Consider the following 11,908-nt stretch of genomic DNA (forward strand, 5'->3'; position numbering starts at 1 on the left):
GGGCCGAATCTGGACGTGTGCCGCGGCGCCATGCACGGGCCTGTGGCCGGAGGCCGTACATGCTGCTGATGGCCCACGCGCGCTCGGCCATCCACGCCAAGAGCGTGCGCTACAAGGTCTGGGCGCTGCTGGCACTTTTGCTGCTGACTGCGGCCACGGCCATCGCGTGGCTGCTGGTCAACATGCGCGCCAGCGACCAGGTGGAAGCGCAGCAGCGCCTGAACCGCATCGTGCAGGGGACCGGCGCCACGCTCAGCCACCAGCTCGATTCGCTGGACATTTTTGCCCATGGCGTGGACGAGCTGCTGGCCCTGGGCGGCAACGTGCAGCCTGTCATGACCCTCATGGTGCGCCAGAGCAATCTGCTGGGCGATGCGCTGATCCTGGATGGCCAGGGCAAGGTGCTGGTGGCCGCGCGCCAGCACTGGCGCAACGGCCAGGTGCCGCGTCCGCTGTGGGTGCGGCTCCGGCAGTCGCTCACCGATCCCATGGCTTCTGGCGCGCCGCTGCGTGCGCCCCTGGATGTGGAGCCCCAGCCCATGCTGTACTGGCTCAGGCCGCTGTCCAAGGCGGGGGCCGAGCGCTACCTGCTGATGCGTTTGCCGCGTGCGCAATGGGCGGCGGCGCTCACGAGGGGGCTGGAGCTCGAAGAGGTGGAATTCACGCTGGAAAACCAGGACGGAGAAATTCTGCTGGCCCTGCCCGTCCCGGAGCCGGAGCCGCACACCCAGCCCTTGCCGGCACTGAGCCGGGCGCCCGTGGGCCATGTGGCACGGCTGAGCCGCAAGCCGGCGCTGGTGGCGGTGCAGAGCCTGCCCAAGCAGGGGTTGTGGATATCGGCCAGCCTGCCCATGGACAAGGTGCCCAACCCATGGCGCATGGTGGTGCTGGGGCTGTGCATGGCCATTGCCGTGTTCGCGCTGCTGGCGGCCGCCCTGTGGGCCACCGTGCGCGGCTATCTGCTGCGCCTGCGCGGCATGCAGTTGCTGGCCACGCAGTCGCAGCAGCGCCTGGACCAGGCACTGGACAGCATGGGCAGCGGCTTTCTGCTGCTGGATGCGCAGCGGCAGGTGCTGCAGTGGAACCGCTGCTATGAGGAAATGTTTCCCTGGCAGAAGCGTGAACTCGTCAGCGGCCGCCCCCTGATGGATGTGCTGGGGGCATTTTCCATGCAGCTAGGCCTGGGCCATCTGCAGCTGCAGGCCATCAAGAAATTGCATGAGCAGCTGCTCGCAGATCCCGACAGGCCGGTGGAGCAGCAACTGCCCACGGGGCAATTCGTGCAGATGAAGGCCAGCCCCGTGGCGGACGGCGGCATGGTGATCACCTACAACGATGTGACCGACATCCGCCTGGCGGCCGCCGAAATCGAAAGCCTGGCCTTCTACGATGCGTTGACCGGCCTGCCCAACCGCCGCCTGCTGCTCGATCGCCTCGCGCAGGCCACGGAGCAGGCCTACCGGGAAGGCTGGTATGGCGCGTTGCTGTTCCTGGACCTGGACCAGTTCAAGATGCTCAACGACACCCTGGGGCACGAGGTGGGCGACCAGCTGCTGCAGCAGGTGGCCAAGCGCCTGCGCGGCGCCGTGCGCTCCTCGGACACGGTGGCACGCCTGGGCGGCGACGAATTCGTGGTCATGCTCTGCGAGCTGGCCTATGCCGAGGCCGCCGCCGCCACTGCGGCACAGCGCATCGGCGACAAGATCCTGGCGCGCCTGAACCAGCCTTACACGCTGGGTGGCCATACCCACCGCAGCGCCTGCAGCATCGGTGCCACGCTGTTCGGCCAGCAGCCGCAGTCCGCGGCCGAGCTGCTCAAGCAGGCCGACATCGCCATGTACCAGATCAAGACCCGCAAGAGCAGCGGCCTGTGCTTTTTCGATCCGCAGATGCAGGTCGAGATCCACCAGCGCGTACGCATGGAGGAGGACTTGCGCGTGGCCATGGCGCAGTCGCAGTTCGAGCTGCACTACCAGCCGCAGTTCACGTTGGCCGGCGAAGTCATCGGCGCCGAGGCGCTGCTGCGCTGGCGCCATCCGGAACGCGGCCTGGTGCCGCCCGGCATGTTCATCGCGGTGGCCGAGGAAAGCGAGATCATCGTGCCGCTGGGCATGTGGGTGCTGCGCACGGCCTGCGAGCAGCTGGCGCGCTGGCAAAAGGATGCGCGTCTGTCCCAGCTGCAGGTGTCGGTCAATGTGAGCGCCCGCCAGTTCCGCCACAAGGACTTCGCCACCCGCGTGGTGGAAGTGCTGCGGGAGACGGGCATTTCGCCGCAGCGGCTCAAGCTGGAGCTGACCGAATCGGTGGTGATCGAGAACGTGGAGCAGGCCATTGCCACCATGAAGCAGCTGCGCGCGCTGGGGCTGTGCTTTTCCATGGACGACTTCGGCACCGGACAGTCCTCGCTGACCTATCTGACGCGGCTGCCGCTGAGCCAGCTCAAGATCGACCAATCCTTCATCCGCAACATGGGCCACCGGCATACGGACGATGTGATCGTGCAGACCATCATCGGCATGGCGCGCAACCTGAACCTCGAGGTCATTGCCGAAGGCGTGGAGACCCAGGAGCAGCGCGCCATGCTGGCCAGCTACGGCTGTGCGTATTTCCAAGGCTATCTGTTCAGCCCGCCCGTTCCGTTGCATGCGTTCGAGCAGCTGCTGGCGCGCGTGCCGGTGCGCATGGAGCCGCCCGGAGTCTGAGGCCGGGGCGGGCGCAGGACGGGCCGGCCGGCGCGGGGATCCGAGGCATTTACATGTTCTTGCAGGGCGATGCCGCGCTGCAACGCCACAATGGCCTGAGTGTTTTTTGAGGCGAAAGGTTGTATGGAACACATGGAGCAATCTGTGGACCGGTGGCTGCGCAACGCGCTGGCGCAGGCGCAGCAGCCACCGCTGCGGCCGCGCCAGTGCCTGGGTATTGGCGGCCACGTGGTCGGCACGGTGGAGCAGGAATTCATCCAGTGCCTGGGCGCGGATGTGCTGCAGGCCAACGGGCTGGCACTGAACTGGAGCCATGGGCTGTGGCAGGTGCAGGGCGAGGGCGATGCCACCGGCTGCCTGAACCGGCTGGCCCAGGCCATGCGTGCGGCCGGCCATTGCGGGGCCTGGCGCAACGAACAGCTGGCGGTATGCAACGCCCAGGGCCGCAGGATCGCCACCATCGAGCGCGGGGCCGTGCGTCCGCTGGGCATTGCCACGCAGGCCGTACACCTGGTCGGAGCCGTGGCCGACGGCCGCATCTGGGTGCAGCAGCGTGCCGACGACAAGCCCACCAACCCTGGCAAATGGGATACCTTGATGGGCGGCATGGTCTCGGCCGAGGACACGCTGGCCCAGGCCGTGGAGCGCGAGACCTGGGAGGAAGCCGGCCTGCGCGTGGGCGACCTGCAGGACATGCGCCATGGCGGCCATGTGGACTTCGCCCGGCCCAGCCAGGAAGCCGAAGGCCAGGGCTATATGCGCGAACGCATCGACTGGTACGCGGTCACCGTGCCCCAGGGGCTGCGCCCCGACAACCAGGACGGCGAGGTGCAGGGCTTCGAGCTGCTGGAGCGCCGGGAGGTCGTGCAGTGGCTGCTTGAGGACCGCTTCACGCCCGAGGCCTCGCTGGTGCTGGCCGCGTATTTCGGCTGGCAGTAAAGAAAAGCCGCGCCATGAAAAAGGCCCTGCCGTGGCATGCGGCAGGGCCTTTTTTGCCGAGGGTGCAGGCTCAGAGCTTGGGGCCCAGCGGGGTCTCGCGCAGGCGGCTGGGGGCCAGTGCGCCGGCCTGCTCCAGGATCGGATAGGCGACCGAGCACAGCAGCGAGTTGATGCGCTTGAGGTCGCTGATCAGGTCGATGTGCAGCGAGCTGGTCTCGATGCTGGGCACGGTGTTGTCCGACAGGCGCGCCAGGTGGGTGGCCGAATAGGCCAGCTCCAGGTCGCGAAAGCGCGCCTTTTCCTCCAGCAGCTTCTGCGCTTCGCGCGCGTTGCCGTTGAGGAACACGCTCATGGCCAGGCGCAGGTTGTCGAGCAGATGCTGGTTGAGCTCGCTGATTTCCTGCATGCCGGCATCCGAGAACTGGCGGCCTTTCTTGATCTTCTTGTCTTCCAGGTCCAGCAGCACGCGCTCGATGATGTCGCCGATCTGCTCCATGTTGATCGTGAAGCTGATGATTTCCGTCCAGCGCTGACCCTCGCGTTCGTCGAGCTCGGCGCGCGAAATCTTGGTCATGTAGTACTTGATGGCCGAGTACAGGTCGTCCACCGTGCTCTCCAGATGGCGCACCTCTTCGGAAAGCTTGGCATCGTCGGTTTCCACGACCTTCTGCAGGCCGATGAGCATGGACTCCACCACGTCGGCCTGGTGCAGGGCCTCGCGCACCGCGCAGGAAATCGCCAGCGACGGCGTGGACAGGGCGGAGGGGTCCAGATGGCGCGGGCGCAGCAGATTGCCCTTGCCGCCGCCGTCCTCGGGCTTGGGCAGCAAAGCCGCCACCCAGCGCGCCACGGTCTGCGTCAGGCCGATGAAGCACAGGCTGTTGAAGATATTGAAGACCAGGTGGAACAGCACCGCGTCCTGGCCGGCATTCGGGATGTGGGGGTGCACATAGCGCATCCACAGGCCCAGGAACGGCGCCACGATGGCCACGCCCATGATCTTGAACAGCAGATTGCCCACGGTGACCTGGCGCACCTCCGTGGCAGACTTGGCCGTGGTCAGCACCGCGACCAGGCCGCTGCCCAGGTTGGCGCCCAGCACCAGGCCCAGCGCCACTTCCATGGGAATCGCGCCCGAGCCCGCCATGGCGGCGATCAGCAGCACCACCGCCAGGCTGGAGTAGGCGATCACGGCCAGCACCGCGCCCAGCAGCAGCTCCATGAACAGATCGCTGCTGACCGAGGCCAGCAGGGTGCGCACGGCCTCGGCCTGCAGCAGCGGCTCGGTGGCATCGACCACCAGGCGCAGTGCCAGCAGCATCAGCCCCAGGCCGATCAGCACGCGGCCTATGCGGCCCGGCGTGGAATCCTGGCGCGTGATGAACAGCACCACGCCCACGAAGATGAACAGCGGCGAAAGCCAGGACAGGTCGGTGGAGAACAGCACCGCCATCAGCGCCGTGCCCACGTCGGCCCCGCGCATCACCGCCAGCGCCGAGGGCAGGGTGATCAGGCCCTGGCCCACAAAGGCCGAGGTCATCAGCGACGTGGCCGTGCTCGACTGCACCAGCGCAGTCACCCCCAGCCCCGACATGGCGGCCGAGAAACGGTTGCTCATGCTGCGGGCCAGGATGTTGCGCAGATTGGCCCCGAAGACGCGCAGGACGCCGGTGCGCACCATGTGCGAGCCCCAGACCAGCAGCGCGATGGCGGCTAAAAGATTCAGTAAGTGCTTCATGTACTGCAAACCAGGAAGCGATCAAATATACCCTTGGCAGCCGGTTCAGCGCTGTGGGACTTGCTCCAATACGCACATTTAGGTGCGAATTTGGTAAATATAGTTTTCGTTTCTGATCTTTTTGGGCTCGACCCCGGGTTTTATGCAAAATCCAGGGGAAACCCTGTGAAAAATCCCGGGGCAAAACCCGCGCCAGGTCGCTGCGGCCCCGGGTTGCGCCCGTATCCGTCAAAACCAACCATGATTCCTGCTGTTCCGGGTGCCGCCGTTGTCGGGTGGCTGCTGCTTGTGCTGAGCCTTGCGGTGGGCGCCAGCCTGCTTGTGTGGTGGGGCTGGCGCGCATGGCGCGCGCAAAGCGGCAGGCCGAGGCCGCCGCTGCGCCGCTGGCAATGGGCGGGTGCCATGCTGCTGTCCGTGCTGCCCGTTTCCACGGCCGTGGGCCTGGCGCAGATCGCCTGGCAGGACCACCGGCAGGAGCAGCACCGGGCGGCGCAGGAGCGGCTGATGTTTTTCACCCTGGAGCGGCCCGTGGCCTGGGGCGATGTCACGCTGCCCGCGGGCAGCCATGTGCAGCGCGACCTGCCGCAAGACGAGGCTGGGGATGCGGATGGCCCGCCCGATCTGCGCGGCCTCAGGGAGGTGCGCTTTCCCCATCCGGTGCGGATCGGCGCCATGTGGGTGGGCGCCATGAGCGTCTACGGCCAGGTCGCCCTGGAGCTGGCAAGGCCGCACCGCTTTGCCGCACACGACGGCAAGCCGGCCCAGGAGTGCGAGGCCGGCCTGGCGGCGCTGTTCAATGCCCGCAGGCCGCCGTCGCCGGACGAGCCGTTTCCGCCGCAGCACGATGGGCTGGCCATGGGCGACTGGGTGTTCGAGACCTGTTTTGACGCCGGCACCGGCATGAGCGTGCGCTACTGGAAGGGCGGCCAGCTGGTCTGGGCCGATGCGCCCGTCTACGGCCGCAAGGAATAAACCCCGCCGGCTGGGGGCACGGCGGGGTTTGCGAAGGGGGGCAGTCGCGGTTCACGTGCCGGCCTTGGCGCGCCTGGCCCTCAGGATCTCATCGAGGATCAGCAGGATGGCGCCCAGCGTGATGCCCATGTCGGCCACGTTGAAGGCCGGGAAGTGGCTGGCGCCCCAGTAGAAGTCCAGGAAGTCCACCACGTAGCCGTGCTGCAGGCGGTCCACCACATTGCCGATGGCGCCGCCCAGGATGCTGGACAGCGCCAGGCAGAACATCTTCTGGCCCGGATGCTTTTTGAGCTGCCAGACGATCAGCACCGTGGCGGCCGCGCCGATGCCCACGAACAGCCAGCGCTGCCAGCCGCTGCCGTCGGCGAGGAAGGAGAAGGCCGCGCCCGTGTTGTGCGCGCGCACGATGTTGAAAAAGCCCGTGATGGCCGTCCAGTTGCCGTACTGGTAGTTGTCCAGGATCCACTGCTTGGTGAGCTGGTCCACGCCGATGATGACCAGCGCCCACACCAGCCAGGGCCAGAGGGAGCCTTTGCCAGGCTGTGCAGGGGTTGGAGAGGTCATGGCGGCTTGGGTCGGATGATTCATGAAAAATAGGATAGCTGCCTGCGCTTGCTGTTCAATGATTTCAAAATTAAAAGCATCTGAAATCATGGCCAGACAAGCGCTGGCAGCTCACTTTCTGACGCTGTTTCGCGTCCAGGCTCTGCAGGCTCAGGCCTTGCTGCGCACTTCGCCTTCGCCGTACAGATTGCTCACGCAGCGGCCGCACAGCGTGGGGTGGGCCGCGTCGGCGCCCACGTCCTCGCGGTAATGCCAGCAGCGCTCGCACTTGTCCTTCACGGAAGGCGTGACGGTCACGGCCAGGCCCTCGTCGGCCTGGGCGGCCACGGCCCGGGCGGCCGAGGTGATGAAGACGAACTTCAGGTCATCCGCCAGCGTCTCCAGCAGGGCCAGGTCCTCGGGCTGGGCCGCCACGGTCACTTCGGCCTGCAGCGAGGCGCCGACCTTGCCTTCGGCACGCACGGCCTCGATGTCCTTATTGACCACGTCGCGGATCTCGCGGATGCGCGTCCACTTGGCCAGCAGCGCCTCGTCGCCCTCGGGCAGGTCGGTGAACTTCTCGAGGAAGATGGTCTCGCTGTTGCCGAAGATCTTCCAGGCCTCCTCGGCCGTGAACGACAGGAAGGGCGCCATCCAGCGCAGCAGCGCGTGGGTGATCTGGTGCAGCGCGGTCTGGGCCGAGCGGCGGGCCAGGCTCTTCTCGCCCGTGGTGTAGAGGCGGTCCTTGAGCACGTCCAGGTAGAAGCCGCCCAGGTCCTCGGAACAGAACAGCTGCAGCTTGGCCACCACGGGGTGGAATTCGTAGACCTGGTAGTGGCCCAGGATCTCCTTTTGCAGCTGGGCCGCGCGCGCCAGGGCGTAGCGGTCGATTTCCAGCAGGTCCTCGTAGGCCACGGAATCCCTGGCCGCGTCGAAGTCGCTGGTGTTGGCCAGCAAAAAGCGCAGCGTGTTGCGGATGCGGCGGTAGCTGTCCACCACGCGGGCCAGGATCTTGTCGTCGATGCCCAGGTCGCCCGAGTAGTCGGTCGATGCCACCCACAGGCGGATGATCTCGGCGCCCATCTTGCCGCTCACGTCCTGCGGCGCCACGGTGTTGCCCAGCGACTTGGACATCTTCTTGCCCTGGCCGTCGACCGTGAAGCCGTGCGTGAGCAGGCCGCGGTAGGGCGCGCGGCCGAAGATGGCGGCAGCCAGCAGCAGCGAGCTGTGGAACCAGCCGCGGTGCTGGTCGTGGCCTTCCAAGTACAGGTCGGCCTCGGGGCCCTGGTCGTGGTGCATGGCGTTGTGCGTGCCGCGCATCACATGCCAGAAGGTGGAACCGGAGTCGAACCACACCTCCAGGATGTCGGTGCTCTTGGTGTAGCTGGCGGCATCCTCGGCGCCGAGGATGTCCTCGGCCGTCACGCGGCTCCAGGCCTCGATGCCGCCCTGCTCGATCATGTCGGCCGCCTGGTCGATGATCTCCATGGTGCGCGGATGCAGCGCGCCCGTGTCCACATGCAGGAAGAAGGGGATGGGCACGCCCCAGCTGCGCTGGCGCGAGATGCACCAGTCGGGCCGGCCGGCGATCATGTCGCGCAGGCGGGTCTTGCCGTTCTCGGGGTAGAAGCTCGTGTGCTCGATGGCGTCCAGTGCGATCTGGCGCAGCGTCTTTTCCGGCTTCTGGGCCGGATCGGTGAACACGCCTTCGCCTTCGTCCATGCGGATGAACCACTGCGCCGCGGCGCGGTAGATCACCGGCGTCTTGTGGCGCCAGCAGTGCGGGTAGCTGTGGGTGATGGTCGTGGTGTCCATCAGGCGGCCGGCCACCTTGAGCGCGTCGAGGATGACGGGCACGGCCTTCCAGATGTGCTGGCCACCGAACAGGGGCAGATCGGACGCGTACACGCCGTTGCCCTGCACGGGGTTCAGGATGTCCTTGTACTCCATGCCGTTGGCCTTGCAGGAGTTGAAGTCGTCCAGGCCGTAGGCGGGCGCCGAGTGCACGATACCCGTGCCGTCGTCGGCCGTGGCGTAGTCGGCCAGGTACACGGGCGAGATGCGGTCGTAGCCCTTGTCCACGTGCGCCAGCGGGTGCTTGAAGGGCATGTGGTCCAGCTTCTCGCCCTTGGCGGTGGCGACCACCGTGCCCTCGAGCTTCCAGCGCGCCAGGCACTTCTCGACCAGGGCCGAGGCCACGATCAGCAGGCCCCGCTCGGTGTCCACCAGGCTGTATTCCAGCTCGGGGTTGACGTTGAGCGCCTGGTTGGCGGGGATGGTCCATGCCGTCGTCGTCCAGATGACGATGAAGGCTTGCTTGTCAAGCTGCGGCAGGCCGAAGGCGGCGGCCAGTCTGGCGGGTTCGGCCGCGGGGAACATCACGTCCAGCGTCTGGCTCTGCTTGTCGGCGTACTCGATCTCGAACTCGGCCAGCGAGGACGCGCAGTCGAAGCACCAGTACACGGGCTTGAGGCCGCGGTATACGAAGCCGCGCTCCATGACCTTCTTCAGAGCGCGCAGCTCCTGCGCCTCGTTGGCGTAGTTCATGGTCTTGTAGGGATGGTCCCAGTCGCCCAGCACGCCCAGGCGCTTGAAGTCCACCATCTGCTGCGCGATCTGCTCGGTGGCGAAGGCGCGGCTCCTGGCCTGCATCTCGTCGCGCGGCAGGTTGCGGCCGTGCAGCTTCTCGATGGCGTTCTCGATCGGCAGGCCGTGGCAGTCCCAGCCCGGCACGTACAGCGCGTCGAAGCCCTCGAGCTGGCGGCTCTTGACGATCATGTCCTTGAGGATCTTGTTGACGGCATGGCCGATGTGGATCTTGCCGTTGGCGTACGGCGGGCCGTCGTGCAGGATGAACATGGGCGCGCCGTGGCGCGCATCGCGCAGCTTCTTGTACAGGCCCTTGTCTTCCCATTCCTTGACCCAGCCCGGCTCGCGCTTGGGCAGGTCGCCGCGCATGGGGAAGGGGGTGTCGGGCATGTTCAGCGTGGCGCGGTAGCCAGAGGCTTCGTTCTTGTTGACTTTGGAATCGGACATGGGAACCTTGAGAGCAATGCAGTGCCCAGGCATGGCTGCCGGAGCGTGAATGGGGAATGTGGGCCTGGCGCGCCGTCTGTCATAGCGTGCGCTTCAGTGCAGGGCGGACGGCGAGCGTCAAATTCGGTCGCGCGTGGTCTGGCGACGGGTCTCGGTATAGCTGCTCGTGTGGGACGGCGTGTGGATGGCGGCGAAAAACGCGCGCGCGTCATCGCAGTCCTTGGCGATGCCTGCCGTCAGGGCATCGAGACTGTCGTACTTCAGCTCGTCGTGCAGTTTGTGCAGAAGTTCCACGCGGATGATTTTACCGTAGGCCTCTTCACCACCGAGTGCGGCGGGCCAATCGAAGCAGTGGGTCTCCAGCAGCACCCGGCCGCCATTGACGTCATGGGGGTCCAGCGAGGGGCGCACGCCCAGGTTGGCCACGCCGCGCAGCGGCTCGCCCGAGAGGCCGTGCACCAGCACCGCGAAAATGCCGCTGGCCGCCGGCTTCCAGTGGTCGAAGCGCAGGTTCAGCGTGCGAAAGCCGTCGTCCGCGCCCTCGCGCGACTCGGCCAGCTTGCGGCCCAGCTTGCGGCCGTGGACCACATGGCCCGAAATCGTGTAGGGATGGCCGAGCAGGCGGGCGGCATCGGCCATCTCCCCGGCCGCCAGCGCCTCGCGCACGGCGGTGCTGGAGACCCGCAGGCCGTGCACCTCGTAGCTGTTCATGCGCGCCACATCGAAGCCCAGGGCCTGGCCGGCCGCGTCCAGCATGGCGTAGTCGCCGGCGCGCTTGGCGCCGAAGCGGAAGTCGTCGCCCACCAGCACGTACTTGGCGCCCAGGCCCGAAACCAGCACGTCCTGGATGAAGCTCTCGGGGCTCTGGCCGGCCAGCGCCGCGTTGAACGGCAGGATCACCACCTGGTCCACGCCGCAGACCTCGAGCTGGCTGAGCTTGTCGCGCAGCGTTCCCACGCGGGCCGGCGCCAGCTCGGGCTTGCCCAGCTTCTGGGCGAAGTAGTCGCGCGGATGCGGCTCGAAGGTCATGGCGCAGCTGGGAATGCCGCGCTGTGCCGCTTCGGCGCGCAGCAGGCCCAGCATGGCCTGGTGGCCGCGGTGCACGCCGTCAAAGTTGCCAATGGTCACAGCGCAGGCCGGCGCCAGGCCAGGGTGCTTGAATCCTCGGAAAATCTTCATGGCGTGCTTTGTTTTTCGTAGCGGCTCGCCCCGATGCGGGCAGCGGTGGCCGTCAATTTGACATAATTTCGGAGTATATTGCCTTGATTCGGGCGGCTTGGCGGCCGCCTGTGAGTGCGCATCACTCTTGCGACTGATTGTTCTTGTTGTTTACCGGCAGGAGGCATGTTGTGAAAGTCTTGAAGCTGACAGCCCAGGGACTGCCCCAGTCCTGGATCACGCTGGAGCAGGCGGCGCTGCACTATGCAGCGGATGAAGTACGCTGGGAATCCGGCGGGGAGATCGCCTGTTTCCGCGGCGGCCACAATGCTGTGACCGGTCGGCAGTCAGTGATTCACATCAACAGCATCATCGGCACCAAGGGCGTGCCCGCGATCAACCCGCACGAGCTGCTGCCCGGCCTGACCAACGGCAAGCTGTTTGCGCGCGACCGCTGCGTCTGCGCCTATTGCGGCCGCCAGTTCCATGAAAGCGAGCTCACGCGCGAGCACATCATTCCCGTCAGCCGGGGCGGCCAGCATACCTGGATGAACCTGGTCACGGCCTGCCGCGCCTGCAACCACCGCAAGGGCCCGCGCACGCCGGAGCAGGCCCGTATGCCGCTGCTCTACACGCCTTACGTGCCCAGCCTGTGGGAAGACTTCATCCTGCGCAACCGCCGCATCCTGGCCGATCAGATGGAATTCCTCGTGGCCCATGTGCCGCGCCATTCGCGCTGGCGCAGCTAGGGTGGCTCCTCTGTGATCGCGGCCGCCTGGCGCCGGGCATAAAAAAGCCCCGGGCCGGAGCGCGGGGCAGG

At 66.7% G+C, this 11,908-nt stretch carries 8 protein-coding genes; 4 read left to right on the top strand and 4 right to left on the bottom strand.

The features are described 5' to 3' along the window. The first annotated feature begins 59 nt into the window (after positions 1-59). Together V8Z74_RS01920 and V8Z74_RS01925 are read left to right on the top strand one after the other, a co-directional pair. A complete protein-coding gene (locus V8Z74_RS01920; RefSeq protein WP_349707633.1) occupies positions 60-2,702 on the top strand; it encodes a putative bifunctional diguanylate cyclase/phosphodiesterase in 2,643 nt (880 codons plus the stop codon). Positions 2,703-2,834: 132 nt separating this feature from the next. Further along, positions 2,835-3,641 (top strand): NUDIX hydrolase, encoded by an 807-nt coding sequence (locus V8Z74_RS01925; RefSeq protein ID WP_502879419.1) that lies wholly within the window; start codon positions 2,835-2,837, stop codon positions 3,639-3,641. Between the two features lie 70 nt (positions 3,642-3,711). Here V8Z74_RS01925 and V8Z74_RS01930 read toward each other — a convergent pair whose 3' ends face one another. Then, entirely contained in the window at positions 3,712-5,379 is a 1,668-nt protein-coding gene (locus V8Z74_RS01930) for a Na/Pi cotransporter family protein (RefSeq protein WP_066473082.1), read from the bottom strand. A 240-nt stretch (positions 5,380-5,619) separates the two neighbouring features. Between V8Z74_RS01930 and V8Z74_RS01935 the strand changes: the two genes are divergently transcribed. Further along, on the top strand, positions 5,620-6,351 hold the full coding sequence (locus V8Z74_RS01935) for a hypothetical protein (RefSeq protein WP_349707635.1): 732 nt from the start codon (positions 5,620-5,622) through the stop codon (positions 6,349-6,351). 51 nt (positions 6,352-6,402) lie between these two features. Here the strand turns inward: V8Z74_RS01935 and lspA are convergent, their stop codons facing one another. The 3 genes from lspA to V8Z74_RS01950 all read right to left on the bottom strand — a co-directional run bounded on the left by lspA (position 6,403) and on the right by V8Z74_RS01950 (position 11,109). Next, positions 6,403-6,915: a signal peptidase II gene (gene lspA / locus V8Z74_RS01940; RefSeq protein WP_349707636.1), complete on the bottom strand. Its 513-nt coding sequence runs from the start codon at positions 6,913-6,915 to the stop codon at positions 6,403-6,405. A gap of 150 nt (positions 6,916-7,065) precedes the next feature. Beyond that, positions 7,066-9,930: an isoleucine--tRNA ligase gene (gene ileS, locus V8Z74_RS01945; protein ID WP_349707638.1), complete on the bottom strand. Its 2,865-nt coding sequence runs from the start codon at positions 9,928-9,930 to the stop codon at positions 7,066-7,068. A gap of 117 nt (positions 9,931-10,047) precedes the next feature. Next, positions 10,048-11,109 carry a bifunctional riboflavin kinase/FAD synthetase gene (locus V8Z74_RS01950; RefSeq protein WP_349707639.1) on the bottom strand — a complete coding sequence of 354 codons (1,062 nt, stop codon included), beginning with the start codon at positions 11,107-11,109 and terminating at the stop codon, positions 10,048-10,050. Positions 11,110-11,279: 170 nt separating this feature from the next. On the opposite strand from V8Z74_RS01950, the gene V8Z74_RS01955 reads away from it, so the two are divergent. After that, positions 11,280-11,837, top strand: a complete 558-nt coding sequence (locus V8Z74_RS01955; protein ID WP_066473055.1) for an HNH endonuclease — start codon at positions 11,280-11,282, stop codon at positions 11,835-11,837. The last annotated feature ends 71 nt before the right edge of the window (positions 11,838-11,908 follow it).

Source organism: Comamonas sp. w2-DMI, from assembly GCF_040187735.1.
Lineage (GTDB): Bacteria > Pseudomonadota > Gammaproteobacteria > Burkholderiales > Burkholderiaceae_C > Comamonas > Comamonas terrae.